General features: G+C 63.9%; 26 protein-coding genes, 1 pseudogene and 1 riboswitch. Of the genes and pseudogenes, 18 read left to right on the top strand and 9 right to left on the bottom strand.

Going from position 1 to position 25,128, the window contains the following annotated elements; all coding sequences use genetic code 11:
• Positions 1-39: 39 nt before the first annotated feature.
• The 4 genes from ACK3SD_RS12225 to bioA form a co-directional block, all read right to left on the bottom strand.
• On the bottom strand, positions 40-522 hold the full coding sequence (locus ACK3SD_RS12225; RefSeq protein ID WP_137763813.1) for a kinase inhibitor: 483 nt from the start codon (positions 520-522) through the stop codon (positions 40-42).
• 74 nt (positions 523-596) lie between these two features.
• Positions 597-1,277: a type 1 glutamine amidotransferase domain-containing protein gene (locus ACK3SD_RS12220; RefSeq protein ID WP_481125667.1), complete on the bottom strand. Its 681-nt coding sequence runs from the start codon at positions 1,275-1,277 to the stop codon at positions 597-599.
• Positions 1,278-1,309: 32 nt separating this feature from the next.
• Entirely contained in the window at positions 1,310-2,350 is a 1,041-nt protein-coding gene (locus ACK3SD_RS12215) for an NADP-dependent oxidoreductase (protein WP_481125666.1), read from the bottom strand.
• Between the two features lie 158 nt (positions 2,351-2,508).
• Positions 2,509-3,777, bottom strand: a complete 1,269-nt coding sequence (gene bioA, locus ACK3SD_RS12210) for an adenosylmethionine--8-amino-7-oxononanoate transaminase (protein WP_481125665.1) — start codon at positions 3,775-3,777, stop codon at positions 2,509-2,511.
• Positions 3,778-3,912: 135 nt separating this feature from the next.
• On the opposite strand from bioA, the gene bioB reads away from it, so the two are divergent.
• From bioB to bioD, 4 genes and pseudogenes are all read left to right on the top strand, one after another.
• On the top strand, positions 3,913-4,950 hold the full coding sequence (gene bioB / locus ACK3SD_RS12205) for a biotin synthase BioB (protein WP_481125664.1): 1,038 nt from the start codon (positions 3,913-3,915) through the stop codon (positions 4,948-4,950).
• Positions 4,951-4,956: 6 nt separating this feature from the next.
• Positions 4,957-6,108, top strand: a complete 1,152-nt coding sequence (bioF, locus tag ACK3SD_RS12200; RefSeq protein WP_481125663.1) for an 8-amino-7-oxononanoate synthase — start codon at positions 4,957-4,959, stop codon at positions 6,106-6,108.
• Positions 6,092-6,867, top strand: a pseudogene (bioC, locus tag ACK3SD_RS12195) (malonyl-ACP O-methyltransferase BioC). The gene bioF and the pseudogene bioC overlap by 17 nt, the downstream one beginning before the upstream one ends.
• The gene (gene bioD / locus ACK3SD_RS12190) at positions 6,860-7,534 is read left to right on the top strand and encodes a dethiobiotin synthase (protein WP_481125662.1); all 675 of its coding nucleotides are present in this window, start codon (positions 6,860-6,862) and stop codon (positions 7,532-7,534) included. The pseudogene bioC and the gene bioD overlap by 8 nt, the downstream one beginning before the upstream one ends.
• A gap of 4 nt (positions 7,535-7,538) precedes the next feature.
• Here the strand turns inward: bioD and ACK3SD_RS12185 are convergent, their stop codons facing one another.
• Entirely contained in the window at positions 7,539-8,246 is a 708-nt protein-coding gene (locus ACK3SD_RS12185; protein ID WP_137763805.1) for an ATP-binding cassette domain-containing protein, read from the bottom strand.
• Between the two features lie 1,213 nt (positions 8,247-9,459).
• Between ACK3SD_RS12185 and uvrB the strand changes: the two genes are divergently transcribed.
• Together uvrB and ACK3SD_RS12175 are read left to right on the top strand one after the other, a co-directional pair.
• Positions 9,460-11,466, top strand: coding sequence for an excinuclease ABC subunit UvrB (gene uvrB / locus ACK3SD_RS12180; protein WP_137763804.1), 2,007 nt, complete (start codon positions 9,460-9,462; stop codon positions 11,464-11,466).
• A 67-nt stretch (positions 11,467-11,533) separates the two neighbouring features.
• Positions 11,534-11,779, top strand: a complete 246-nt coding sequence (locus tag ACK3SD_RS12175; RefSeq protein ID WP_137763803.1) for a VF530 family protein — start codon at positions 11,534-11,536, stop codon at positions 11,777-11,779.
• Positions 11,780-11,806: 27 nt separating this feature from the next.
• Here the strand turns inward: ACK3SD_RS12175 and ACK3SD_RS12170 are convergent, their stop codons facing one another.
• The gene (locus ACK3SD_RS12170) at positions 11,807-12,715 is read right to left on the bottom strand and encodes a gluconeogenesis factor YvcK family protein (protein ID WP_481125661.1); all 909 of its coding nucleotides are present in this window, start codon (positions 12,713-12,715) and stop codon (positions 11,807-11,809) included.
• Between the two features lie 235 nt (positions 12,716-12,950).
• A riboswitch (molybdenum cofactor riboswitch) is annotated at positions 12,951-13,100 on the top strand.
• On the opposite strand from ACK3SD_RS12170, the gene moaA reads away from it, so the two are divergent.
• The 8 genes from moaA to dusC all read left to right on the top strand — a co-directional run bounded on the left by moaA (position 13,091) and on the right by dusC (position 19,403).
• On the top strand, positions 13,091-14,077 hold the full coding sequence (gene moaA / locus ACK3SD_RS12165) for a GTP 3',8-cyclase MoaA (RefSeq protein WP_481125660.1): 987 nt from the start codon (positions 13,091-13,093) through the stop codon (positions 14,075-14,077). Its footprint overlaps the riboswitch before it by 10 nt.
• Positions 14,078-14,102: 25 nt before the next feature.
• Positions 14,103-14,648 carry a molybdenum cofactor biosynthesis protein B gene (moaB, locus tag ACK3SD_RS12160; protein WP_137763800.1) on the top strand — a complete coding sequence of 182 codons (546 nt, stop codon included), beginning with the start codon at positions 14,103-14,105 and terminating at the stop codon, positions 14,646-14,648.
• A gap of 2 nt (positions 14,649-14,650) precedes the next feature.
• Positions 14,651-15,130 (top strand): cyclic pyranopterin monophosphate synthase MoaC, encoded by a 480-nt coding sequence (moaC, locus tag ACK3SD_RS12155; protein ID WP_137763799.1) that lies wholly within the window; start codon positions 14,651-14,653, stop codon positions 15,128-15,130.
• Complete coding sequence (moaD, locus tag ACK3SD_RS12150) at positions 15,127-15,372, top strand: molybdopterin synthase sulfur carrier subunit (RefSeq protein ID WP_481125659.1); 246 nt, start codon at positions 15,127-15,129, stop codon at positions 15,370-15,372. Before moaC ends, moaD begins: the two co-directional genes overlap by 4 nt.
• Before the next feature lies 1 nt (position 15,373).
• On the top strand, positions 15,374-15,853 hold the full coding sequence (gene moaE / locus ACK3SD_RS12145) for a molybdopterin synthase catalytic subunit MoaE (RefSeq protein ID WP_481125658.1): 480 nt from the start codon (positions 15,374-15,376) through the stop codon (positions 15,851-15,853).
• An 87-nt stretch (positions 15,854-15,940) separates the two neighbouring features.
• Entirely contained in the window at positions 15,941-16,651 is a 711-nt protein-coding gene (locus ACK3SD_RS12140) for a Bax inhibitor-1/YccA family protein (protein WP_137763796.1), read from the top strand.
• A gap of 285 nt (positions 16,652-16,936) precedes the next feature.
• On the top strand, positions 16,937-18,343 hold the full coding sequence (gene rhlE, locus ACK3SD_RS12135; RefSeq protein WP_481125657.1) for an ATP-dependent RNA helicase RhlE: 1,407 nt from the start codon (positions 16,937-16,939) through the stop codon (positions 18,341-18,343).
• A 127-nt stretch (positions 18,344-18,470) separates the two neighbouring features.
• Positions 18,471-19,403: a tRNA dihydrouridine(16) synthase DusC gene (gene dusC / locus ACK3SD_RS12130; RefSeq protein ID WP_481125656.1), complete on the top strand. Its 933-nt coding sequence runs from the start codon at positions 18,471-18,473 to the stop codon at positions 19,401-19,403.
• On the opposite strand, the gene ACK3SD_RS12125 is transcribed toward dusC, so the two are convergent.
• Positions 19,387-20,244, bottom strand: a complete 858-nt coding sequence (locus tag ACK3SD_RS12125) for a hypothetical protein (protein ID WP_481125655.1) — start codon at positions 20,242-20,244, stop codon at positions 19,387-19,389. The two genes, dusC and ACK3SD_RS12125, sit on opposite strands and share 17 nt — an antisense overlap.
• A 240-nt stretch (positions 20,245-20,484) precedes the next feature.
• On the opposite strand from ACK3SD_RS12125, the gene pbpG reads away from it, so the two are divergent.
• The gene (gene pbpG / locus ACK3SD_RS12120) at positions 20,485-21,369 is read left to right on the top strand and encodes a D-alanyl-D-alanine endopeptidase (RefSeq protein WP_481127549.1); all 885 of its coding nucleotides are present in this window, start codon (positions 20,485-20,487) and stop codon (positions 21,367-21,369) included.
• A gap of 42 nt (positions 21,370-21,411) precedes the next feature.
• On the opposite strand, the gene ACK3SD_RS12115 is transcribed toward pbpG, so the two are convergent.
• A complete protein-coding gene (locus ACK3SD_RS12115; RefSeq protein ID WP_481127548.1) occupies positions 21,412-21,495 on the bottom strand; it encodes a small membrane protein YohP in 84 nt (27 codons plus the stop codon).
• 297 nt (positions 21,496-21,792) lie between these two features.
• Here ACK3SD_RS12115 and ACK3SD_RS12110 point away from each other — a divergent pair, with 297 nt between their 5' ends.
• From ACK3SD_RS12110 to ACK3SD_RS12100, 3 genes are all read left to right on the top strand, one after another.
• On the top strand, positions 21,793-22,098 hold the full coding sequence (locus ACK3SD_RS12110; protein WP_137763790.1) for a PTS sugar transporter subunit IIB: 306 nt from the start codon (positions 21,793-21,795) through the stop codon (positions 22,096-22,098).
• A gap of 178 nt (positions 22,099-22,276) precedes the next feature.
• A complete protein-coding gene (locus ACK3SD_RS12105) occupies positions 22,277-22,864 on the top strand; it encodes a Yip1 family protein (protein WP_168195893.1) in 588 nt (195 codons plus the stop codon).
• A 205-nt stretch (positions 22,865-23,069) separates the two neighbouring features.
• Positions 23,070-23,354 carry a hypothetical protein gene (locus ACK3SD_RS12100; RefSeq protein WP_481125654.1) on the top strand — a complete coding sequence of 95 codons (285 nt, stop codon included), beginning with the start codon at positions 23,070-23,072 and terminating at the stop codon, positions 23,352-23,354.
• A gap of 3 nt (positions 23,355-23,357) precedes the next feature.
• Here the strand turns inward: ACK3SD_RS12100 and dld are convergent, their stop codons facing one another.
• Entirely contained in the window at positions 23,358-25,064 is a 1,707-nt protein-coding gene (dld, locus tag ACK3SD_RS12095; protein ID WP_481125653.1) for a D-lactate dehydrogenase, read from the bottom strand.
• Positions 25,065-25,128 lie beyond the last annotated feature (64 nt).

The raw sequence follows: 25,128 nt of genomic DNA, 5'->3' as shown, positions 1-25,128 counted from the left end.
AAGCCCCGGCAATCCGGGGCTTTTTTGTGGGCGCAACGGTCAGTTGAAGGTGACCGTTAGGCTCGCCTTACCGAGGCTGTGGTGGTGGATGTAGAAGCCCAGCATCGCGCCGCTGGTATTCTCATCCACTTCAATCTGCTCCAGATCAAGCGCATGGACGGTGAACTGGTAGCGGTGGCTCTCGCCCTGCGGCGGGGCCGCGCCGCCGTAGCCCGCCTTGCCGAAGTCGGTGCGGGTTTGCACCGCGCCCGCTGGCAGGCTGCCCTGCCCGGAGCCGACGCCGGTTGCCAGTTCGCGCACGTCCGCCGGGATGTTGGCGACGCCCCAGTGCCACCAGCCGGAGCCGGTTGGCGCGTCCGGGTCATAGACGGTGATCGCAAAGCTTTTGGTGCCTTCCGGCGCGCCGTCCCAGGCGAGGTGTGGCGACAGGTTCTCGCCGCTGTAACCCATGCCGTTGAAGACCTGGCGCTGCGGCATTTTGTCGCCGTCTTTCAGGTCATGGCTGGTCAGTGTCAATGCCATCTCGGTTCCCCAATTGATGATGTCGTGGTGGGTGTGGTGCGGCAACCGCATGGCCGCCGCCCTCCATCTCTAGCCTAAACGTCCAATTTTTTCAATAACATCTGTGCGGTTTCCGCGGAGGAAGCCGGGTTCTGGCCGGTCACCAGATGGCCGTCGTCGATCACGTAGCTTTTCCAGTCCGCCTCTTTGCTGTAGTCGCCGCCCATGCGCTTCAGCTCGTTCTCCACCAGATGCGGCACCACCTTGGTCAGGCCGACGCCATCCTCTTCGCTGTTGCTAAAGCCGGTAACGCGCTTGTCCTGCACCAGCGGCGTGCCATCCGGTTTCTGCGCGTTGCGCAGCGCAATCGGCGCGTGGCAGACCGCCGCCACCGGCTTGCCTGCGGCGTAGAGGGTATTGATGAGCATGATCGAGTGACGGTCATCCACCAGATCCCACAGCGGGCCGTGGCCGCCAGGGTAGAACACCGCGTCATAGTCGTGGGCGTTGATCTCCGCCAGCGGCACGCTGTTGGCTAGCACCTGCTGCGCCGCCTCATCCTCACGGAAACGCTGGGTGTGGGCGGTCTGCGCGTCTGGTTCGTCGCTCTTAGGGTCGAGCGGCGGCTGGCCACCCTTCGGTGAGGCGACCGTCACCTCCGCGCCCGCATCAATGAATTCGTAGTAGGGCGCGGCGAACTCCTCGAGCCAGAAACCGGTTTTCTTGCCGGTGTCACCGAGTTGGTCATGTGACGTCAGCACCATTAAGATTTTCATCGTTTCCTCCTCATCAAGTGGCTGCGTGGGGATCACTCATCCTCCCCGACGCGTACCACAACCTTGCCAAAATTTTTCCCTTCCAACAGGCCAATCAGCGCGTCCGGCGCGTTCTCCAGTCCCTCGGTGATGTCCTCACGGAAGGCGATTTTCCCCGCGTCGAACCACTCGCCCATCTGGGCGGCGAACTCGTCATAGCGGTGGCCATAGTCATCAAAAATAATGAAGCCCTGCACCCGCAGGCGCTTGCGCAGGATCATGCCGGCCAGCAGCGGCAGGCGATCCGGGCCATCCGGCAGGTTGGTGGCGTTGTACTGCGACACCAGCCCGCACACCGGGATGCGCGCCTTGGTATTGAGCAGCGGCATCACCGCGTCAAACACCTTGCCGCCGACATTCTCATAATAGACGTCGATGCCGTCCGGGCAGGCGGCTTTCAACTGCTCGGCGAAATCCTCGGCACGGTGATCGATGCAGGCGTCAAAGCCAAACTCCTCCTGCGCGTAGCGGCACTTCTCCTCGCCGCCCGCGATGCCGATGGCCCGGCACCCCTTGATTTTGGCGATCTGCCCCACCAGCGAGCCGACCGGGCCGGTGGCAGCGGCGACCACCACCGTTTCGCCCGGCTGCGGGTTGCCGATGTCCAGCAGCCCCATAAAGGCGGTGAAGCCCGGCATCCCGAGCACGCCCAGCGCCAGCGACGGGTGGTCAGCGATGCGCGGGTCGAGCTTCTTCACGCTGTCACCAGCCACCGCGCTGTAGTCCTGCCAGCCGGTGGAGCCGAGTACCCAGTCACCCTCCTGGAAATCGGGGTGGCGCGAGGAGACCACGCGTGACACCGCGCCGCCGGTCATCACCTCGCCAATCTGGACGGGCGCGGCGTAGGAGGGGGCATCACTCATGCGGCCGCGCATATAGGGGTCGAGGGAGAGAAAGACGGTGCGCAAGACCACCTGCCCTTCGTCCGCCTGTGGGATCGGGTGCTCCTCTTGGCGGAAGTTCTCCGCCGTTGGCGCGCCATGCGGGCGCGACGCCAGGACCAGACGACGGTTAACGGTTTTGCTCTGACTCATCACTCACTCCTTTTGGTTGGATAGGAAACACCATCCCTAAGTATAGGCATGAGTTCTTAGGATTTTATGCGGTGTAAGCTGGCGGAAGCAGTGAAGGCGCGCCGGGCGGGGCGGCTGGGGGAAAAATAAAGGGGAAGCGCAGCGGCTCCCCCTTGGCATCAGGCCAGCGCGGAGGCGATAGCGCCGGTCAGGCGGCGCAGTTGCACCGGCGTGATGATGTAGGGCGGCATCAGGTAGATCAGGCGGCCAAAGGGCCGGATCCATACCCCCTGCTCAACGAAGTGGCGTTGCAGCCGCGCCATCTCCACCGGCTCGCGCATCTCTACCACGCCAATCGCCCCCAGCACGCGCACCGCCGCCACTGCCGGGTGGGCGGCCAGCGGCCCGAGTTCGGCCTTCAGCTGCGTTTCAATGGCCGCCACCTGCGCCTGCCAGCGGTTCTCAGCCAGCAGCGATAGGCTGGCGGAGGCCACGGCGCAGGCCAGCGGGTTGCCCATAAAGGTCGGGCCATGCATGAAGCAGCCCGCCTCGCCATTGCTGATGGTCTCGGCGACGTGGCGGGTGGTGAGGGTGGCGGAGAGCGTCAGGTAGCCGCCGGTCAGCGCCTTGCCGAGGCAGAGGATATCCAGCGTGATGCCTGCATGTTCGCAGGCGAACAGCTTACCGGTGCGGCCAAAGCCGGTGGCGATCTCATCGGCAATCAGCAGGATGCCGTGGCGATCGCACAGCGCGCGCACCGCCTTCAGGTACTCGGGATGGTAGATGCGCATCCCGCCCGCGCCCTGTACCACCGGCTCCAGAATCACCGCGGCAATCTCCGTGGCATGGGCCGTGAGCAGCGCCTCAAACGGCGCGATGTCGCGGGCGTCCCACGGATCGTCGAAGCCGCACTGCGGCGCGTCAGCGAACAGGTGGTGCGGCAGGTAGCCTTGGTAGAGGCTGTGCATCGAGTTCTGCGGGTCACACACCGCCATCGCGCCGAAGGTGTCGCCGTGGTAGCCGTGGCGCAGCGTCAGCACCCGCTGGCGGGATTCGCCGCGCGCCTGCCAGTACTGCATCGCCATCTTCAGCGCCACCTCCACCGCCACCGAGCCGGAGTCGGCCAGGAACACGCACTCCAGCGCCTCCGGCGTCATCGCCACCAGCTGGCGGCAGAGCCTGACCGCCGCCGGGTGGGTGATGCCGCCAAACATCACATGGGACATCTGCCCCAACTGCGCGCTGGCGGCGGCGTTCAGCGCCGGGTGGTTGTAGCCGTGGATTGCCGCCCACCAGGAGGACATGCCATCCACCAGCCGCCGGCCATCGGCCAGCGCCAGCTCGGCGCCCTCGGCGGCCACCACCGGGTAGCAGGGCAGCGGGGCGGTCATCGAGGTGTAGGGGTGCCAGATATGGCGTTGGTCAAAGGCTAAATCATCATCAGTCATCAGGAGAACCCGGCGGAGATTGGTAAACCGCACAGTCTACACAAAGTTTACCGTAAACTTAACAGATCTGTTTTGGTTGACAGGTCGGCGGCGTTATTTACACTGTGTCCACAACACTGATAAGGAGATGCCGCCGTGGCACAACGTATTCACTGGACGCTTGAGCAAACCCAGGCCCTGTTTGACAAACCCTTCCTGGAGCTGCTGTTCGAGGCGCAACAGGTGCATCGCCAGCACTTCGACCCGCGCCAGGTGCAGGTCAGTACGCTGCTTTCCATCAAGACCGGCGCCTGCCCGGAGGATTGCAAATACTGTCCGCAAAGCTCGCGCTACAAAACTGGGCTGGAGGCGGAGCGCCTGATGCAGGTGGAGCAGGTGCTGGAGTCGGCGCGCAAGGCGAAGGCCGCCGGATCGACCCGCTTCTGCATGGGCGCGGCGTGGAAAAACCCGCATGACCGCGACATGCCCTATCTGGAGCAGATGGTGCAGGGCGTCCGGGCGATGGGCATGGAGACCTGCATGACGCTGGGCACACTGAACAGCGAGCAGGCGCAGCGGCTGGCGCACGCCGGGCTGGACTACTACAACCACAACCTCGACACCTCGCCCGAGTTCTACAGCAGCATCATCACCACCCGCAGCTACCAGGAGCGCCTCGACACGCTGGATGAGGTGCGCGGCGCGGGCATCAAGGTCTGTTCCGGCGGCATCGTTGGGCTGGGCGAAACGGTGCGCGACCGCGCTGGCCTGCTGATGCAGCTCGCCAACCTGCCGACCCCGCCGGAGAGCGTGCCGATCAACATGCTGGTGAAGGTGAAGGGTACGCCGCTGGCCGATAACGAAGACGTCGATCCGTTCGACTTCATCCGCACCATCGCGGTGGCGCGCATCATGATGCCCACTTCCCACGTGCGCCTCTCGGCGGGCCGTGAGCAGATGAGCGAGCAGACGCAGGCGATGTGCTTTATGGCGGGCGCGAACTCCATCTTCTACGGCTGCAAGCTGCTGACCACGCCGAACCCGGCGGAGGACAAGGATCTGATCCTGTTCCGCAAGTTGGGGCTGAACCCGCAGGCCACCGAGGTGGAACACGGCGACAACCAGCAGCAGCAGGCGCTGGCGGCGCAGCTGGTCAACGCGGATACCGCGCAGTTCTACAATGCGGCCCTGTAACGCGCCATGAGCTGGACGGAACGCATCACAACGGCGCTGGCCGCCCAGCACGCCGCGGCCGCCTACCGCCGCCGTCTGCCGAATCAGGGCGGCAATGGCCGCTGGCTGGAGCAGGCGGGGCGGCGTTACCTCAACTTCTCCGGCAACGACTATCTGGGGCTAAGCCGTGATGCGTCGGTGATCGCCGCCTGGCAACAGGGCGCGGCGCGGCATGGCGTCGGCGCGGGCGGCTCCGGCCACGTCACCGGCTACAGCGAGACGCACCAGCGCTTTGAGCAGCGGCTGGCCGCGTGGCAGGGTTACCCGCGCGCGCTGCTGTTTATCTCTGGTTTCGCCGCCAATCAGGCGGTGCTGGCAGCGCTGTTGCAGGAGGGCGACCGGGTGCTGGCAGACCGGCTGAGCCACGCCTCGCTGCTGGAGGCGGCGATGCACGCGCCCGCCACCCTGCGCCGCTTCGCCCACAATGACCCGGCCGCGCTGGCGCGCCTGCTGGCAACGCCGCACAGCGGCGAGACGCTGGTGGTCACCGAGGGGGTGTTCAGCATGGACGGCGACGCCGCCCCGCTGGCGGCACTGGCGGCAGAGACGCGCCAACAGGGCGGCTGGCTGCTGGTGGATGATGCCCACGGCATCGGCGTGGTGGGGGAGCAGGGGAGCGGCAGCGCCCGCCTGCATGGCGTGCGGCCGGATCTGCTGGTGCTGACCTTCGGCAAGGCATTTGGCGTTAGCGGCGCGGCGGTGCTGTGCGATGAGGCGACCGCCGAATTCCTGCTGCAACGGGCGCGCCACCTGATCTACAGCACCGCGATGCCCGCCGCCCAGGTGTGCGCGCTGGACGCGGCGCTCACCGCCCTCCAGCAGGGCGATGCCCTGCGCGCGCGGTTGCACCAGCATATTCAGCGCTTTCGCGCCGGGGTGGCCGGGCTGCCGCTGCAACTGGCGGCGTCCCAGACCCCGATCCAGCCGCTGATTGTCGGCGACAATCAGGCGGCGCTCGATCTGGCCGCCCGCCTACGGACGCAGGGGCTATGGGTCAGCGCCATCCGCCCGCCGACGGTGCCGCCCGGCAGTGCCCGGCTGCGTGTGACGCTGACTGCCGCGCACCAGCCGGAAGATATCGACCAACTTTTGGAGGCGCTCCATGCTGCCTGTCGCTGACCGCCCAACGGGCGTCAACAAACCCGCGGTGGCGGCGGCCTTTAGCCGCGCCGCCCACAGTTATGATGCCGCCGCCGACCTGCAACGCCGGGTTGGCGAGCGGCTGATGGCGCTCGCCGCCATCCCCCGCAGGCCAGGGTGCTGGACGCCGGTTGCGGCACCGGCCACTTCAGCCGCTGCTGGCGCGCCGCTGGCCATGAGGTGTGGGCGCTCGATCTGGCGCCCGGCATGGTGCAGCAGGCGCAGGCGTTGGACTCCGCCGACCGCTACCTTACCGGCGACATTGAGGCGCTGCCCCTGCCGGATGCGGTGGTGGACGTCGCCTTCAGCAGCCTGGCGGTGCAGTGGTGCGATGCCCTGCCCGCGGCGCTGGCGGAGTTGTACCGCGTCACCCGCCCCGGCGGGGTGATCCTCTTCTCCACGCTGGCCGCCGGTTCGCTTAGCGAATTGGCACAGGCGTGGCAGCAGATTGATGGCGGCACGCACACCAACCGCTTCCTGCCGGTGGAGCAGATCGCCGACGCCTGCCGCCCCTACCGGCATGAGCTGGGTTTCAGCACCGAGGTGGCGCGCTTTGAAGACGTGCGCGCCCTGATGCGCTCGCTGAAGGGCATCGGTGCCACCCACCTGCATGAGGGGCGTAACGCCGGGCTGACCGGCCGCCAGCAACTGGCACAACTGGAGGCCAGCTTCCCGCGCCGCGACGGGCTATGCCCGCTGAGTTACCAATTGGTTTATGGAGTGATTTACCGTGATTAAACGCTATTTTGTCACTGGCACTGACACTGAGGTGGGCAAGACGGTGGCGAGCAGCGCCCTGTTGCAGGCGGCGGCACTGGCCGGCTACCAGACCGCTGGCTACAAGCCGGTGGCCTCCGGCAGTGAGATGACGCCGGAGGGCGCGCGCAACAGCGACGCGCTGGCGCTGCAACGCCACAGCACGCTGGCGCTGCGCTACGAGGAGGTCAACCCCTGCACCTTCCTCGAGCCGACCTCGCCGCACATCGTCAGCCGGGAGGAGGGGCGGCCGATTGAGGCGGCCACCCTCTCTGTCGGGCTACGCCAGCTGGAGGCGCGCGCCGATTGGGTGCTGGTGGAGGGGGCGGGCGGCTGGTTCACGCCACTGGGCGAGGGATTCAGCTTCGCTGACTGGGTGGTGCAGGAGCAACTGCCGGTGATTCTGGTGGTAGGGGTGAAGCTTGGCTGCATCAACCACGCGCTGCTGACGGCGCTGGCGGTGCAGCAGGCCGGATTGCCGCTGGTGGGCTGGGTCGCCAATGGCGTGCAGCCAGCGGGCCGCCGCCACGCCGAGTATATGGCGACGCTGCGCGACCTGCTGCCCGCGCCGCTGCTGGGCGAAATTCCCTATCTGGAGAACCCTGACGCGCCGCTGGGGCACTACCTGGATCTCAGCGCGCTGACCTAAGCGGCTACATCAGATAGTGGCTGATCAGCTGGTCGTCGAGTTGGTCGAGCGTCCCCTCCGCCACGTTGCGGCCACGGTCGAGCAGGAAGAAGCGGTCAGCGACGCGGCGGATAAACGGCAGGCGGTGCTCCACCAACAGCACCGTCAGGCCAAGATCGCGGTTGAGGCGGTGGATGATGTTGCCCATCTCCGCCATCAGCTCCGGCTGCCCGCCCTCCGTTGGCTCATCCAGGATCAGCAACTCCGGCTCCGGCACCAGCGCGCGCGCCATCGCCAGCTGCTGTTGCTGTGGCCCGGTTAGCTCCCCGGCGCGCCGGCTGCCCATGTCATGCAGCGCCGGGAAGAGGTCAAACACCACGTCAGGAATGGCGCGCCGGCCGTGGCGCGCGGCCATCAGCGCCACGTGCAGGTTCTCCTCCACGCTAAGCTGGGAGAAGATGGGCCGCCCCTGTGGCACATAGCTGATGCCGAGGGCGGCGCGCGTCTCCACCGGCTGTTGCAGCAGGTTCTGCGGCGGCTCATCGCCGCGCTGCCAGATGACCGTGCCGCTCTTCACAGGCAGATGACCCATGATGCAATTCACCAGCGTGGTCTTGCCGACGCCTGCGCGCCCCAACAGGCAGGCGCACTCGCCGCGCGGCAACTCCAGGTTGACATCCCACAGCGTGTGGGTCTGCCCATAATATTGGTTGACTGCTTTCACGCTTAACATCTCACACTCCCCCAGATACGCCTTCATGGTCAGTGCAAGCCCACCGTGTCAGGTGGCGCTCGCTGCGCGTGGTGCGCCGGCATACCTTCCCAGGCTGGCCGTCAATGTGCAGAACCGGTTATCCGTCATCAGCGTGCCGTTCATGCTGCATAGCGGGCGCAGAGTGCAGGGTGCTGAGTGAACCTTTATAGCCTGTCGCCCCCCCATCCCACCCGCACAAACCGCAGCGAAACGCCGCGTCGGCAGTGATAAATGGGCCAAAGCCAGCAAATGCCCGGCTAAAGCAGGGAGACGGCGACAGGAAGGCAGTGTATCGCCCCGGTGTCCTAAAACAGGAAAAACCTCCCCTGACAGAGAGAAAGCAATCTTCAGGCCACTTTCACACAGCGCGGGGAGAAACGTGAAGTTAAGCGGTTGTTAATGAATATCGGGCTGAAAAGGTGGCTCTATAAATAAGTAATCCTAATCTTTTGGCGCATCAGGGGGAGGGGGCCTGCACCCTGCCGGTGCCTTGCCGGATGGTGCTGGTGCAGTGCGGAATTCGGGTTGCTGCAACTTGCACCAATACCCCGGCGCAAAGTAGGGTTCCTGCCGCTGGCAAGAGGGCGCGTTAGTCTTTATCAGCATATATAGCCAGTAAAAGTGGAATAAAATTAACTAAAAAAAGCCATTTATTCCTCATTGATATGCCAAACGCCGTTTTTAGCCAACTCCCGCCGTCTGCGGGCCTGTGTGAGTTATCCACCATTCCTGTGGATAACCTTGTGCATTATATTGAGAAAACTCTCTGCAACCAAGGCGGGGCGCGGCTTGGAGCCAGATTGCCGTCAATCTCCCCTTTTTGTAAAAGGCTTTCCCTTTCAGCAGGTTATTAAAAAACAAGTCACCGATGACTGCGCGATGAAAACGGCGTGAATAAAATGCTAAATTTTAACGCCAGGTTAATTTGCGCTGCGTTCTGGGGATAAAATCTGGTATGTGACAAAACCATCATTTTTTTGTCACACCGCTGCGCATCGTCAAGCCCATCATGGGGCAGGGCTGCCAACCGGGCAAAAAATCGCCTTTGAACCTGGGATTATATCCAGTAGAATAGGAGTGGAAAAAATCGCGCCGGCCTCCATACTTACTAGCCGTGCGGGCGCCTTTTCGCGTCGTGGGGCATCTTCCCCTTACGCAGCGTTGCACGACTCTCCAACAGGTAGCCTATTCAATGAGTAAAACGTTCAAACTTCGTTCCGATTTCAAGCCGTCCGGGGATCAGCCCGAGGCGATCCGCCGCCTGGAAGAGGGGCTGGAGAACGGACTGGCGCACCAGACACTGCTCGGGGTGACCGGTTCCGGTAAGACCTTTACCGTCGCCAACGTCATCGCCGACCTCAACCGCCCCACCATGGTGCTGGCACCCAACAAGACGCTGGCGGCGCAGCTCTATGGCGAGATGAAGGAGTTCTTTCCCGAGAACGCCGTGGAGTACTTCGTCTCCTACTACGACTACTACCAGCCGGAAGCCTACGTGCCCAGCTCCGACACCTTCATCGAGAAGGACGCGGCGGTCAACGAGCATATCGAGCAGATGCGCCTGTCAGCCACTAAGGCGCTGCTGGAGCGGCGCGACGTGATCGTGGTGGCCTCGGTCTCCGCCATCTACGGCCTCGGCGATCCCAATACCTACCTGAAGATGATGCTGCACCTGACGCGCGGCATGTTGATCGACCAGCGCGCTATCCTGCGTCGGCTGGCAGAGCTGCAATATGCCCGCAACGATCAGGCGTTCCAGCGCGGCACCTTCCGCGTGCGCGGCGAGGTGATTGACATCTTCCCGGCGGAGTCCGATGACCTGGCGCTGCGCGTGGAGCTGTTTGACGAGGAGGTGGAGCGCCTGTCGCTGTTCGACCCGCTCACCGGCCACCTGGAGCAGGATGTGCAGCGCTTCACCATCTACCCCAAGACCCACTACGTGACGCCGCGTGAGCGCATCCTGGAGGCGATGGAGGGCATCAAGGAGGAGCTGGCTGACCGCCGCAAGGGGCTGCTGGCCAACAACAAGCTGCTCGAGGAGCAGCGCCTGACCCAGCGCACCCAGTTTGACCTGGAGATGATGAACGAGCTGGGCTACTGCTCCGGCATCGAGAACTACTCGCGCTACCTCTCCGGCCGTGGGCCGGGCGAGGCCCCGCCGACGCTGTTTGACTACCTGCCGGCCGACGGCCTGCTGGTGATCGATGAGTCGCACGTGACCATCCCGCAGCTCGGCGGCATGTACCGCGGCGACCGCGCCCGCAAGGAGACGCTGGTGGAGTATGGCTTCCGCCTGCCGTCGGCGCTCGACAACCGCCCGATGCGCTTTGAGGAGTTTGAGGCGCTGGCACCGCAGACCATCTACGTCTCGGCGACCCCCGGCAACTACGAGCTGGAGAAGTCAGGCGGCGAGGTGATTGACCAGGTGGTGCGGCCGACCGGCCTGCTCGACCCGCTGATTGAGGTGCGCCCGGTGGCCACCCAGGTGGATGATCTGCTCTCTGAGATCCGCAAACGCGTGGCGATCAATGAGCGTGTGCTGGTCACCACGCTGACCAAGCGCATGGCGGAGGATTTGACCGAGTACCTGGAGGAGCATGGCGAGCGGGTGCGCTACCTGCACTCTGACATCGACACCGTGGAGCGCGTCGAGATTATCCGCGACCTGCGTCTGGGCGAGTTCGACGTGCTGGTGGGCATCAACTTGCTGCGTGAGGGGCTGGACATGCCGGAGGTGTCGCTGGTGGCGATCCTCGACGCCGACAAAGAGGGCTTCCTGCGCTCCGAGCGTTCGCTGATCCAGACCATCGGCCGCGCGGCGCGTAACCTGAACGGCAAGGCGATTCTCTACGGCGACAAGATCACCAACTCGATGGCGCGCGCCATTGAGGAGACGGAGCGCCGCCGCGCCAAGCAGATGGCCTACAACGAGGAGCATGGCATCACGCCGCAGGGCCTCAACAAGCGCATCGCCGACATCCTGCAAATTGGCCAGCCGACCTCGCGCACCAAGCAGAGCAAACGCGCCGCCGAGGCGAAGGCCACCTACAACGCGCTGTCGCCAAAGGCGCTGGAGAACAAAATCCGCGAGCTGGAGGCCAAAATGTACGTCCACGCCCAGAACCTGGAGTTCGAGGAGGCGGCCAACGTGCGCGACGAGATCCAGCAACTGCGCGAGCAGTTCATCGCCGCCTCCTGAGGCCGGCGTTTGCCGGGGCGCATAAACCTGTTAAGGTGTGCGCCCCGATTTTTTGAGGCACGCGGCCATGACACACTCCCCCACATCTTCCAACGATCCGCTGCACGGCATTACGCTGGAGCGGCTGCTGACCGAACTGGTCGATCACTACGGCTGGCCGGGTCTGGCCCAGCGCATCAACATCAACTGCTTCAAGAGCGATCCGAGCATCAAGTCGAGCCTGAAATTCCTGCGCCGCACTCCGTGGGCGCGCCAGAAGGTGGAGGAGCTTTACCTCGACACCCAGCACAATAATCCCTGGAAGCAGCCATAAAAAAACCGCCGGTTCGGCGGTTTTTTTTCACTTCATCAACTGCAATGCCCGCTCCAGCGCCTGGCGCAGTAACTCGCGGTCGTGGCGGTAGGGGATATCGCTGGCCTCCAGCGGCTGCTGGATAACCAGCCGCCCGTCAAGCCCGTCCGTATTGACCTGTGGCCCGGCAATCACCGCCTGAATTGCCCGGCGGCCGATGCGTTTCTCCATCAGGCTCAGCTTGTCTGCCAGCGACAGCGAGGCGGCGGCAACGCTCAGTTCGCGTCCCAGATTGCCGATGTAGAGGATCGGCGCGCTGCTGCGGCGCAGGGCGGTCGCCAGCTCCTCCAGCAGCAGCAGCGGCATCAGGCTGGTGAGGAAACTGCCCGGCCCAATCAGGATGATGTCAGCGTGGGCGATCGCCTCCAGCGCCTCGGCGGTGGCGTGCACCGGCGGCGAGAGCATCAGCTGCTGCGGCATGTGCTGCAACTGATCAACGTCCACCTCGCCATAGACGTGGTTGCCCTCGTGGTCGAGCGCCACCAGATCCACCGGCTGCTCTGACATCGGGATCAGTTGGGCATCCACCTTTAGCAGGCTGCGCACCAGATTGATCGCCTCCAGCGGCCGCACGCTCAAATTGTCTAGCGCCTTCAGCATCAGGTTGCCGAGGTTGTGGCCAGCCAGTTCGCCATTGCCGCTGAAGCGATACTCAAACATCGCCGAGGCGACGCTTGGCTCGGTGATCAGCTGGTTGAGGCAGTTGCGCATGTCCCCCCAGGCGATGCCGCCCTCCGAGCGGCGGATGCGCCCGGTGGAGCCGCCGTTGTCGGTGGTGGTGACAATGCCGGTCAGGCGCGAGCCGAGCGGGGAGAGGGCGGACATCACTCGGCCCAGTCCGTGGCCGCCGCCAAGGGCGACGACCCGGTCGAGGTCAGCTAATGTTCTGTTGCGCATAGGGATCCTTCTTGAGATCGGTACGGGGGCCTGGCGGCAGGCAACCCTGACGCGACGGCGGCGATTTTACCTGAATTTTATCCCGGCTGTTACCGGTGGTTGCAAAGCAAGCGGTTGCGCGGCAAATTTCGTTATATATCAATGTATATAGCGAAAAAGCGGATTGGCGCTGCGCGCAATTTAGCGCTAAAATTTCCCACTCAATGCGTCCTGACCCCCCGCCACGCGCGGCCGGTTGGTGACCACACTCCTAGCCTTTGCGCCTAAGTCATTTTTCTTGCTGACATAAATGATATGGCGCCCTGGCCGTGGCGAACGCCACCAGGGTGCGAGGCAGAAATGCCTGCATCTCCCGTATTTGGAAAGGTGTTACAGGTGTCCCAACTTACCGATGCTTTTGCGCGCAAGTTCTACTACTTGCGCCTGTCGATTACCGACGTATGTAATTTCCGCTGTACTTACTGTCTGCCGGATGGCTACAAACCGAGCGGCCATGCCAAGAAGAGCTTTCTGTCGCTGGATGAGATCCGCCGCGTCACCCGCGCCTTCGCCGACCTCGGCACCGAAAAGGTGCGCCTGACCGGCGGCGAGCCGAGCCTGCGCCGCGACTTCTGCGAGATCATTGCCGCGGTGCGTGAGAACCCCGGCATCCGCACGCTGGCGGTGACCACCAATGGCTACCGCATGGCGCGTGACGTCGCCGCCTGGCGCGATGCCGGGCTGACGGCGATCAACGTCAGCGTCGATAGCCTCGACGCCCGCCAGTTCCATGCCATCACCGGGCAGGACAAGTTCCGCCAGGTGATGGCCGGCATCGATGCCGCCTTCGAGGCGGGCTATGAGAAGGTGAAGGTCAACGCGGTGCTGATGCGCGGCGTCAACCACAACCAACTGCCGGCATTCCTCAACTGGATAAAAGATCGCCCGATTCAGCTACGCTTTATTGAGCTGATGGAGACCGGCGACGGCGGCGACCTATTCCGCAAGCACCATCTCTCCGGTGAGGTGATCCGTGACCAACTGCTGGCCGCTGGCTGGCAACTGCAACTGCGCGGCCGCAGCGATGGCCCGGCGCAGGTGTTCCGCCACCCGGACTACTGTGGTGAGATTGGCCTGATCATGCCCTACGAGAAGGACTTCTGCGCCAGCTGCAACCGCCTGCGCGTCTCGGCGATCGGTAACCTGCACCTCTGCCTGTTCGGTGAACAGGGAGTGCCGCTGCGCGACCTGCTGGCCGATGACCGCGATCGCGAGGCGCTGCTCGATCGCATCCAGGGCGGACTGCAACGCAAAAAGCAGACCCACTTCCTGCATCAGGGCAACACCGGCATCACGCAAAACCTCTCATTTATCGGCGGCTGATCCGCCGTTTCGTCAAGGAGCTTCTATGAGCAAAGCCGGCAGCGTCTTTATTCCCGCCCAGCTTGCGGTGCTGACCGTGTCCGACTCCCGTACCGAGGCTGACGACACCTCGGGCGACTACCTGCGCGAGGCGGCGCATGAGGCCGGCCACCGCGTGGTGGTGAGTCGCATCGTGAAGGATAACCTCTACCAGATCCGCGCCGTGGTATCGGCGTGGATTGCCGACCCGGACGTACAGGTGATTTTAATCAACGGCGGCACCGGCTTTTCGGCGCACAACACCACGCCAGAGGCACTGCGCCCGCTGTTTGACCGCGAGATCGAGGGCTTTGGCGAGCTGTTCCGCATGGCCTCCTATGAGGAGATCGGCACCTCCACCATCCAGTCGCGCGCCATCGGCGGCCTCGCCAACCAGACGGCGATCTTTGCCATGCCCGGTTCGACCCGCGCATGCCGCACCGCCTGGGAGCGCATCATCGCCGAGCAGCTCGACGCGCGCCAACGCCCCTGTAACTTTATTCCGCACCTGAAGGCACTGCCGCAGGACGACGGAACGGATGAGAACGAGTAACCATGTCCCAACTGACCCACATTAATGCCGCTGGCGAGGCCCACATGGTGGATGTCTCCGCCAAGGCCGAGACGGTGCGCGAGGCGCGCGCCGAGGCGTTCGTCGAGATGCTGCCCGCCACGCTGGCGATGATCATTGACGGCAGCCACCACAAGGGCGACGTGTTCGCCACCGCGCGCATCGCTGGCATTCAGGCCGCCAAAAAGACCTGGGATCTGATCCCGCTCTGCCACCCGCTGCTGCTGACCAAGGTCGAGGTGCAGCTGGAGGCACAACCGGCGCACAACCGCGTGCGCATTGAGTCGCGCTGCCGCCTGAGCGGCAAGACCGGCGTCGAGATGGAAGCGCTGACCGCCGCCTCGGTGGCCGCGCTGACCATCTATGACATGTGCAAGGCAGTGCAGAAAGATATGGTGATTGGCCCGGTGCGCCTGCTGGCGAAAAGCGGCGGCAAGTCCGGTGATTTTGAGGCGGCCCCATGATTGAGATCCTGTTTTTCGCCCAGGTGCGCGAACTGGTTGGCACCGCCAGCCTGAGCCTGCCGGCCACCTACCCGGATGTGGAGTCGCTGCGGCAGGCGCTCTGCGCGCGCGGCGACCGCTGGGCGCTGGCGCTGGGGGAGGGCAACTTGCTGGCGGCGGTTAACCAGTCGCTGGTGGAGATGGCCCACCCGTTGCAGGCGGGCGACGAGGTCGCCTTCTTCCCACCGGTCACCGGGGGCTGAGATGGCAGAGCATGAGCAGACCCGTATCCGCGTCGGCGAGGCGCGTTTTAGCGTCGGTGATGAGTATCCTTGGCTGGCGGCCTGCGACGACGACGGCGCAGTGGTCACCTTCACCGGCAAGGTGCGCAACCACAATTTGGGCGCGGACGTCAGCACCCTGACGCTGGAGCACTACCCCGGCATGACCGAGAAGGCGCTGGCGGAGATCGTGGCGGAGGCGCGCGGCCGCTGGGCGTTGCAGCGCGTCACGGTGATCCACCGCATCGGCGCGATGTACCCCGGCGACGAGATTGTGTTCGTCGGCGTCAGCGCCGCCCACCGTGGCATGGCCTTTGAGGCGGCGGAGTTCATCATGGACTACCTGAAGACCCGCGCCCCGTTCTGGAAGCGCGAGGCGACGCCAGAGGGCGAGCGCTGGGTGGCGGCGCGTGACAGCGACCATCAGGCCGCCGACCGCTGGGCCGGGAAACCGGGGGCCTGAGGCAGCGGCCCGCCTGTGGTAGACTATACTTTTTGGAGGGCTGTGGTTGCAGCCTGACTTTTCTGTCATTTACGCAAAAGGTTTCACATGGACAGATATCCGCGTTCCAACAATACCATCATCCAAGGTGCTAGCACCGGCCTCCAGACCTACATGGCACAGGTCTACGGCTGGATGACCTGCGGCCTGCTGCTGACCGCCTTCGTCTCCTGGTACGCCGCCAACACGCCGGCGATCATGCAGGCGATCTTCTCCAGCCAGATGACCTTCTTTGGCCTGATCATCGCCCAACTGGCGGTGGTGTTTGTGCTCTCCGGGCTGGTGAACCGCATGAGCGGCGCGGTCGCCACCACGCTGTTTATGCTCTACTCGGTGCTGACCGGGCTGACGCTCTCCAGCATCTTCGTGCTCTACACCTACTCCTCCATCGCCAGCACCTTTGTGGTGACCGGCGGGATGTTTGGCGCGATGAGCCTCTACGGTTACACCACCAAGCGTGACCTGAGCGGCATGGGCAGTATGCTGTTTATGGCGCTGATCGGCATCGTGCTGGCCTCGGTGGTCAATATCTGGCTGAAGAGCAGCGCGCTGATGTGGGCCGTGACCTACATCGGGGTGGTGGTGTTCGTGGGCCTGACCGCCTATGACACCCAGAAGCTGAAAAACATCGGCGAGCAGCTCAATCCGGCTGACCGTGACAGCTTCCGCAAGTACTCGATCGTGGGTGCGCTGACGCTCTACCTCGACTTCATCAACCTGTTCCTGATGCTGCTGCGCATCTTCGGCAACCGCCGCTAAGCACAGGTAGGATGAAAAACCGGGCATCGCGCCCGGTTTTTTTATGCGCGCTGGCGTGCCAACCTGCGCAGGGGCAGCCGGACAGGGGCGGATTTTTCCCCACATTGTGAGCGGGTGCATAATATTTCACGAATCCCGGGGGTTATCTGCTACACTTTGCGCAACTGGCGCACTTGCAGTTTGTGCCGAATCCTCGTGGTAATGCCTCATCTTGCCTCGTCTGAATATCTCCCCGGAAACTGCACCAACCTGGTTGGTAACGGGAGATCTGGAGCTTTACTCTTTATGTCATTTGATTCTCTCGGTTTACATACCGATATTCTGCGTGCGGTAGAGGAACAGGGCTATCGTGAGCCGACCCCGATCCAGCGCCAGGCCATTCCTGTGGTGCTGGAAGGCCGTGACCTGATGGCCAGTGCCCAGACCGGCACCGGCAAAACCGCAGGCTTCACCCTGCCGCTGCTGCACCTGCTGAGCAGCACCCCGCACCAGAGCAAGGGCCGTCGCCCGGTGCGCGCGCTGATCCTGACCCCGACCCGTGAGCTGGCGGCGCAGATTGGCGAAAACGTGCAGGCTTACAGCAAACACCTGCGCCTGCGTTCGCTGGTGGTGTTTGGCGGCGTGAGCATCAACCCGCAGATGATGAAGCTGCGTGGCGGCGTCGATGTGCTGATCGCCACCCCGGGCCGCCTGCTGGATCTGGAACACCAGAACGCCGTGGATCTCTCCCACGTAGAGATTCTGGTGCTGGACGAAGCTGACCGTATGCTCGACATGGGCTTCATCCATGACATCCGCCGCGTGCTGGCCAAGCTGCCGCCGAAGCGCCAGAACCTGCTGTTCTCCGCGACCTTCTCCGACGACATCAAGGCGCTGGCGAACAAGCTGCTGCACAACCCGGCCTCGGTGGAAGTGGCGCGCCGCAACACCGCCTCCGAGCAGGTGGCGCAGAGCGTCCACTTCGTGGACAAGAAGCGCAAGCGGGAACTGCTGTCGCAGATGATTGGCGAGGGCAACTGGCAACAGGTGCTGGTCTTCACCCGCACCAAGCATGGCGCCAACCATCTGGCCGAGCAGCTCAACAAAGATGGCATCACTGCCGCCGCGATCCACGGCAACAAGAGCCAGGGCGCGCGTACCCGTGCACTGGCTGACTTCAAGGATGGCCGCATCCGTGTGCTGGTGGCGACCGACATCGCCGCGCGTGGTCTGGACATCGATCAGCTGCCGCACGTGGTGAACTACGAGCTGCCGAACGTGCCGGAAGATTACGTGCACCGCATCGGCCGTACTGGCCGTGCCGAAGCGACCGGTGAGGCGATCTCGCTGGTCTGCGTCGATGAGCACAAGCTGCTGCGTGACATCGAGCGCCTGCTGAAGAAAGAGATCCCGCGCATCGCGCTGCCGGGCTATGACCCAGACCCGACCATCAAGGCGGAGCCGATCATCAATGGCCGTCAGGGCGGCGGTCGCGGTCAGGGCGGCCGTGGCGGCAACGGCAATGGCGGCGGCCAGCGCACGGGCGGCAATGCCCCGAGCCGTGGCAACCGCAGCGGTGAAGGGCGCGGCGAAAGCCGCGGTGGCGAGGGCCGCAGCGGCCAGCCACCGCGCCAGCGTCAGGGCCACAGCGACGGCCAGCGCCGTCCGGGGAGCCAGCCACGCCGCTCCCGTCCGGCCACCAAGGCGGACTGATTTCCCCCCGCTGAAAAAAGCTGCCTCCGGGCAGCTTTTTTTTCGCCCTGACGGCGGCCCGCCGGGCATTGCCTTGGGCGGGGCATCGCCCGTATCATGGCGCCTCATTTTTTTAAGGTAACCGGCAATGCGTGTACTTCTCGCCCCGATGGAGGGCGTCCTCGACTCACTGGTGCGGCAACTGCTCAGTGAGGTCAATGACTACGATCTCTGCATCACCGAATTTTTGCGGGTGGTGGATCAGCTGCTGCCGGTCAAATCCTTCCTGCGCCTCTGCCCGGAGCTGGAGCAGGGGAGCCGCACCGCCTCCGGCACGCGGGTGCGGGTGCAGCTGCTCGGCCAGTACCCGGAGTGGCTGGGGGAGAACGCCGCGCGCGCGGCGGAGCTGGGCTCCTATGGCGTGGATCTCAACTGCGGCTGCCCCTCCAAACTGGTGAACGGCAGCGGCGGCGGCGCGACCCTGCTTAAAGACCCGGAGCTTATCTACCGTGGCGCGAAGGCGATGCGCGAGGCAGTGCCATCGCACCTGCCGGTGACGGTCAAGGTGCGCCTCGGCTGGGACTCCGGCAGCCGCAGCCTGGAGATTGCCGACGCCGTGCAGCAGGCCGGTGCCAGCGAGCTGACGGTGCATGGCCGCACCAAAGAGGATGGCTACAAGGCGGATCGCATCAACTGGCCGGCGATTGCCGAGATCCGCCAGCGCCTCACCATCCCGGTGATCGCCAACGGCGAGATCTGGGACTACCAGAGCGCGCAGCAGTGTCTGGCGGTGACCGGCTGTGACGCGGTGATGCTCGGGCGCGGCGCGCTCAACGTGCCGAACCTCAGCCGGGTGGTGAAGTACAACGAGCCACGGATGCCGTGGCCGGAGGTGGTGCGGCTGTTGCAGAAGTATGTGCGGCTGGAGAAGCAGGGCGACACCGGCATGTACCACGTGGCGCGCATCAAGCAGTGGCTTGGCTACCTGCGCAAGGAGTATGAGGAGGCGACCGGCCTGTTCAGCGAGATCCGCACCCTGACCCACTCGGCGGCCATCGCCCAGGTCATTGATCGGCAGTAGGCGCGTCGTCCCAGTAGTGGTACTGGTAGGCGGTGCTGATGTTGCGCGTCAGGCGCATGGTGGCAAACATCTCCGTCTCCAGCGTCTCGCTCAGGGTGCAGTTGCCATGCTCATCCCAGGACTGGCAACTCTCCAGACTGCTGCTCTCGCTGACGGCGGAGCGGTTGTGGCGCGTTGAGCTTTGCTCCACGCCCTTATCATTATAGCGGTAGCTGATGCCGCCCTTGTCGGAGTCGCTGGCCAGCAGCCACCCCTGCGGCGAGTAGCGGTAGCGCAGCTGCTCGTTGTTCAGCGCATCGGTGCCGCGCGCCGTGCTCTCCACCAGCCGCCACTGGTCATCATAGCGGTAGGTGCTGTTGGTGAAGCCGCTCTCCTCGTTGATCAGGAAGGTGTCGGTGGCGGCGGTGATGTTGCCATGCTTGCCGGTGGTGAAGTGCAGGGTGCCGCGCTTGCGGGTTAGCAGCGTCACCTGATTGTCGCGGAACATCGAGACGGCGATGTCATACTGGGTGACCCACCCCTCACTACTGCGTAGCGTATGGTTGGCCATCTCCAGCCGGACATTGCGCTCGGTCTTCTGGTACTTGAAGGCCGCCTCCTCCAGCTGGCCACAGCGGTCAAAGCTGCCGCTGTAGTGGGACTGCAAATTGACATCCTTGCCGATGGTGCCCGCGCTGAAGTCGCGGATCTCGCCGCGCCCGGTGCCGCCAAGCAGGATCAGCGCATTGCTCTCATTGATCTGCTGGTTTTTCATTGGGCAACGCTCTGCCGCGCCAGCCTGTGCGGCCAGTAGCCCGATGGCCAGAAGTGTCCCTGTTACCGCTTTTTGCGCCTGTTGCATACTTTTTCCATTATTCAGCCCACTCTCTTTCATAGTAGCGGAAAAGGGGCGCAGCTGGCGCTTGCACTTTGTCACAAATGGACTCGCACTCTCCCAGTGCCAACCCTCTGTCTGTCACTTATAATCCGGCAGCAGTGTTCTGGCCGTTAATCATCCATAATCCCAATAAGTTACAGAGTACGAGACGTGAAAATTCCTGTTCTGGCTTTAAGCCTGCTGGCACTGAACCTTGGTCTGGGCATGGCACCGGCCGTTTCCGCCAGCAGCAATGCGGCAATTGAGGGTAAAGTGACGCCGCTGGAGATCGCCTCTGGCAGCGCGATGGTGGTGGATATGCAGACCCATCAGGTGATCTACTCCCGCAACCCGGATGAGGTGGTGCCGATCGCCTCGATCACCAAGCTGATGACCGCGATGGTGACGCTGGACGCTAACCAGCCGCTGGATGAGGTGATTGCCGTTGACATCCACAACACGCCAGAGCTGCGCGGCGTCTTCTCACGCGTGAAGGTGGGCAGCGAGGCCAGCCGCCAGCAGATGCTGCATCTGGCGCTAATGTCCTCGGAGAACCGCGCCGCCGCGACGCTGGCGCACCACTACCCCGGCGGCTATGACGCCTTTATCCGCGCGATGAACGCCAAGGCGCGCGCGCTCGGCATGACCCACACCCACTACGTCGAGCCAACCGGGCTGTCGGTGCGCAACGTCTCCACCGCCCGCGACCTGACCAAGCTGTTGCAGGCGACGCGCCTCTACCCGCTGATCAGCCAGCTCAGCACCACCGAGCAGGCGCAGGCGGAGTTCACCCACCCGCGCTACAGCCTGCCGTTCCGCAACACCAACCACCTGCTGGCGACCGGCAAGTGGGACATCCAGCTGACCAAGACCGGCTTCACCAATCAGGCTGGGCACTGTCTGGCGATGCGTACCATCATTAACCGCCGCCCGGTGACGCTGGTGGTGTTAGATGCGTTCGGCAAATATACCCACTTCGCCGACGCCAACCGGCTGCGCAGCTGGATGGAGACCGGGCGCGCCGCGCCGGTGCCACAGGTGGCGAAGAATTACCGCAGGGAGAAGGATCAGCAGTTGGATCACCCGACGGTGGCGCAGGCGATCGAGTAGGGCGGGGGAGCCTGCCCGGCGCACGGCCGGGCAGGCCAGACATCAGAACAGCATCTTGAACACGCCGGTGATGGTCAGCAGGCCGACAATAAAGATAATGGCGATAATCCACAAAATGATTTTCATACCGTGCTCCTTTGTTTTTATATCACTACAACGCCGTGACGTTGCCATCCCAAACCGGGGGCGCCGGGCCTGCGGCGCATCCCTACCACCTCCAACGTAAGCGGTTGTTATCAGTATAGTCACTTTCGCCACAGTTGCCGGAAAGTGTGCAAATTGGGGCGGATAGCCAGCTGAAAAGCATGACGTTTATCGCAGGCTGGACATTTCCCCCCTCGCCGGGCGCGCTGCGCCTTGTATTCGGCCCGCGCTGGGTTATGGTTGAATTTCACAAACAGAAAGGACACTAAGGGGTGACAGATGAAAAGAATCGTACTGTGTTGTGCTGCCGGCATGTCGACCAGTATGTTGGTGCAGCGGATGCGCCAGGAGGCGGAGAAGCGCCAACTGGAGGTGGACATTGAGGCGGTGCCGGTGTCTGACTTTGAACTCATCGTCAAGGATGCGGATGTCATCCTGCTGGGGCCGCAGGTGAAGTTCCAGCTCAAGCGCTTGCAGGAGGCGGCCGCGCCGCTCAACAAGCCGGTGGATGTGATTGACATGATGGATTACGGCACCATGCGCGGTGACAAGGTACTCGACAAGGCCATCGCGCTGATGGGCTGACGCGTTTGCCGCGCGGCACCCGCCGCGCGGCCCTCCTCACGATTTTCCCACGCCTTTCTCAGTACAAATAGTAAACACCTCTATACTAAAAAAGGTCGTCCGGCGGCGGCGCGCCCTTGCGCCTGCTCAAGCCGGCCCGTCTGGTGCCGCCCCAGACGGGCGTCAGGAGGTATCTATGATTAACCATGTCTGGGGGCTGTTTGCCCATCCCGGCCCCGAACTGCAACAGATCAAGCGCGAGCATGAGAGCATCGGCCATCTCTACCTGCACCATGTGCTGCTGATGGCGGCGATCCCGGTGGTTTGCTCCTTCATCGGCACCACCCGCGTCGGCTGGAGTTTTGGCGACGGCGACTACTTGCGCATCCTGCCCTCTACCGCGCTGGCCATCGCGCTGGCGTTCTACCTGCTGATGTTGGGCGCGGTGGCGCTGATGGGGCGCGTGATCCATATGCTGTCGCGCCGCTTCCCCAGCCGCCCGTCGCTCAATGAGTGCATCGTGTTCGCTGGCTATGTCGCCACGCCGATGTTTCTCAGCGGGGTAGTGGCGCTCTACCCGGTGGTCTGGCTCTGCCTGTTTGTCGGCATTCTGGCGCTGGTCTACAGCGGCTATCTGCTCTACCTCGGTATGCCAGCGTTCCTCGGCGTGAACAAGGATGAGGGGGTGCTGATCTCTGGCTCGACCCTCGGCATCGGTGTGCTGGTGCTGGAGTTCGTGCTGGCGCTGACCGTCATCATGTGGGGCTACGGCGCGCACATTTTCTAGGGGGCGCGCGGCTTAGCTGACACGCGCCAATCTGCCATCATCGCCCGCTGGCGTCTGGGCTAACTCCAGGTGTGGCGGGCATTTTTTGCTTTTTCTGCGGGTAAACCGGTTGAGGGCGCACGCTTTAGCACGCAGCCGCGTGCGGCATTTGTTACAGTATCGGCCCACACGATAAGAGAGGCGCGGGCCGGATGCCCGTGAACGTATGCAACTTAAGGCTCTGTTTACCCTGGTGTCATGGATGGTGGCCCTGATTGGCATTCTGCTGGCGGCGGATGCCTTCTGGTTCGCGCCGCGCGATGAGGTGTTCAACCTCAATGGCTACGTGGCGCTGGTGATTTTGGCGGTCACCAACTTCACCACGCTGCTGCTGCATCTCGCGATGCTGACCATGCCACCCGCGCCACGCCGGGGCTTTCGCTGGCTGGTGGGCGGGCAGGTGGCCGGCGTGCTGATCTCCGCCGGCCTGGCAGGGTTTAACCTCTGGTAGCCGCTACTCGCGCCAGTTGCGCGCCTTTGGCGTCTTGCCAATGCCGGGGTTGAAGCTGTTGGTCGGGTCAATCTGCCGGTAGAACCCCTTCAGCGCTGGCTTGGCGGCGTAGAGGTGGCCGACGTTGTGCTCGGCCGGATACTCCGCCCCCTTGCGGTCTAACCTCTCCAGCATCTGCGCCTTCAGCGCATGGGCGTCCACGCCCTTCTTCACAATGTAATCCTGATGGAAGACGTGGCACATAAAGTGGCCATAGTAGAGTTTCGCCACCAGCTGGCTGTCGATCTCTGGCGGCAGCGTCTCAAACCACGCGGTCTCATTGCGCCGCAGGGCGATGTCCAGCGGCAAGATCTCCTCCACCTCCTCCTCATGCATCGCGTGGTAGCGCACCGCCGCCCCGGCGGCGACAAAGCGGTGCAGGAAGGCCTTGCGCCCCTCCTCCTCGGTGCAGGCAAAGAAATCCCCCTCGGCATCGCGGAAGAAGCCCTCCAGGAAGTGCTGCGCCTCCGCCACCCCCTCGCCGGACATCCGCAACAGCAGGTGGTGCTCGTAGCGGTCACGGTACTCGGTCAGGCGCGGCGGCAGGTGGCCGGGCATCAGGCGGCTGACGGACTGCATCACCCGGTCGGTGAGGTGGCGCGGCACCAGCGGCGCCTTGTTCAGCCGCGCGTCCACTTTGCCCTTCGCCAGAAACAGGTCGGGCATCCGGTCAGTGCCAAGCCGGTCAATCATCAGGAAGGTATCCTTGCCATAGATTTCGGCGATGTTGAAGCAGTCGCGGTGCATGTACTCGCCAGCCACCGGCAGGGCGCGGAAGTGGCTGAGGATGTGGCGGCGGATCGCCGTCAACACCGCGGTGTCATTGGTGCCGATGTAGAACACCTGCTGGTTTGGCTCGGCGGGGAAGGTGTCGAGCCGCACCGCGAACACCGCCAGCTTGCCCGCGCAGCCGCTGGCCTCAAACAGCCGACGCCGGTCGGCGTTGAAGCGCGACGGGGTGTCGGCATCCACGTCACGCACCCGGCTGGCGTAGTCCGGGTCGGAGGCGACGCGACCATTGTGGGCAATCTCATGCGGGCTGTAGGTGCCGCGCTCCAGCCGGGTCAAAATCTCCTCCGGCGTGTCGCCCAGATCAATCCCCAGATGGTTCACCAGCTTCAACTGGCCGTCGGTGCCCACCTGCGCATAGAGCGCCAGCTCGGTGTAGGCCGGGCCACGTTTCACCAGCGCGCCGCCGGAATTGTTGCAAATACCGCCAATCACCGACGCGCCGATGCAGGAGGAGCCAATCACCGAGTGCGGCTCGCGGCCATAGGGTTTCAGCAGCTTCTCCAGGTGGTGCAGGGTGCTGCCGGGGAAGGCGATCACCTGCTCGGCATTGTTGATCAGTTGCAGCTTGTCGAGTTTGCGGGTGCTGACGATCACGATGTCGCGGTCATAGTCATCACCGCTCGGCGTCGAGCCTTCGGTCAGCCCGGTGTTGGCGGCCTGCATGATGACAATGGTGTCAGCGGCCACGCAGGCTTGCAGGATGCGCCACTGTTGCAGCAGCGTCTGCGGGAAGACCACCGCCAGCGCCCGGCCGCCGCCGGAGCGGTAGCCGTGGCGGTAGCGTTCGGTACTGCGTTCATCGGTCAGCACATGGTTGCCGCCAACAATCTCTTGCAGGCGCGCCAGCAGCGCGCGGGTGTCGCGGGGGGTGGGGGCCATCGTCTCTCCCTGTCCTGAAAATGAGGATGATAAATAAACCTAAGCTTAACCGCGGGGATGCGCA

The organism is Chimaeribacter sp. YP20170169, assembly GCF_056739715.1.
This window is presented reverse-complemented; position numbering and strand designations above follow the sequence as displayed.

Bases quoted from the DNA above. Each gene is read 5' to 3' on its own strand.
- ACK3SD_RS12220 (WP_481125667.1), bottom strand. From the start codon at position 1,277: ATGAAAATCTTAATGGTGCTGACGTCACATGACCAACTCGGTGACACC.
- ACK3SD_RS12215 (WP_481125666.1), bottom strand. From the start codon at position 2,350: ATGAGTCAGAGCAAAACCGTTAACCGTCGTCTGGTCCTGGCGTCGCGC.
- moaB (WP_137763800.1), top strand. From the start codon at position 14,103: ATGAGCAAAGCCGGCAGCGTCTTTATTCCCGCCCAGCTTGCGGTGCTG.
- moaD (WP_481125659.1), top strand. From the start codon at position 15,127: ATGATTGAGATCCTGTTTTTCGCCCAGGTGCGCGAACTGGTTGGCACC.
- bioA (WP_481125665.1), bottom strand. From the start codon at position 3,777: ATGACTGATGATGATTTAGCCTTTGACCAACGCCATATCTGGCACCCC.
- ACK3SD_RS12125 (WP_481125655.1), bottom strand. From the start codon at position 20,244: ATGCAACAGGCGCAAAAAGCGGTAACAGGGACACTTCTGGCCATCGGG.
- pbpG (WP_481127549.1), top strand. From the start codon at position 20,485: ATGGCACCGGCCGTTTCCGCCAGCAGCAATGCGGCAATTGAGGGTAAA.
- ACK3SD_RS12170 (WP_481125661.1), bottom strand. From the start codon at position 12,715: ATGCGCAACAGAACATTAGCTGACCTCGACCGGGTCGTCGCCCTTGGC.
- ACK3SD_RS12140 (WP_137763796.1), top strand. From the start codon at position 15,941: ATGGACAGATATCCGCGTTCCAACAATACCATCATCCAAGGTGCTAGC.
- uvrB (WP_137763804.1), top strand. From the start codon at position 9,460: ATGAGTAAAACGTTCAAACTTCGTTCCGATTTCAAGCCGTCCGGGGAT.
- dld (WP_481125653.1), bottom strand. From the start codon at position 25,064: ATGGCCCCCACCCCCCGCGACACCCGCGCGCTGCTGGCGCGCCTGCAA.
- ACK3SD_RS12100 (WP_481125654.1), top strand. From the start codon at position 23,070: ATGCAACTTAAGGCTCTGTTTACCCTGGTGTCATGGATGGTGGCCCTG.
- bioF (WP_481125663.1), top strand. From the start codon at position 4,957: ATGAGCTGGACGGAACGCATCACAACGGCGCTGGCCGCCCAGCACGCC.
- moaC (WP_137763799.1), top strand. From the start codon at position 14,651: ATGTCCCAACTGACCCACATTAATGCCGCTGGCGAGGCCCACATGGTG.
- ACK3SD_RS12175 (WP_137763803.1), top strand. From the start codon at position 11,534: ATGACACACTCCCCCACATCTTCCAACGATCCGCTGCACGGCATTACG.
- ACK3SD_RS12110 (WP_137763790.1), top strand. From the start codon at position 21,793: ATGAAAAGAATCGTACTGTGTTGTGCTGCCGGCATGTCGACCAGTATG.
- ACK3SD_RS12225 (WP_137763813.1), bottom strand. From the start codon at position 522: ATGGCATTGACACTGACCAGCCATGACCTGAAAGACGGCGACAAAATG.
- moaE (WP_481125658.1), top strand. From the start codon at position 15,374: ATGGCAGAGCATGAGCAGACCCGTATCCGCGTCGGCGAGGCGCGTTTT.
- ACK3SD_RS12115 (WP_481127548.1), bottom strand. From the start codon at position 21,495: ATGAAAATCATTTTGTGGATTATCGCCATTATCTTTATTGTCGGCCTG.
- dusC (WP_481125656.1), top strand. From the start codon at position 18,471: ATGCGTGTACTTCTCGCCCCGATGGAGGGCGTCCTCGACTCACTGGTG.
- rhlE (WP_481125657.1), top strand. From the start codon at position 16,937: ATGTCATTTGATTCTCTCGGTTTACATACCGATATTCTGCGTGCGGTA.
- ACK3SD_RS12185 (WP_137763805.1), bottom strand. From the start codon at position 8,246: ATGTTAAGCGTGAAAGCAGTCAACCAATATTATGGGCAGACCCACACG.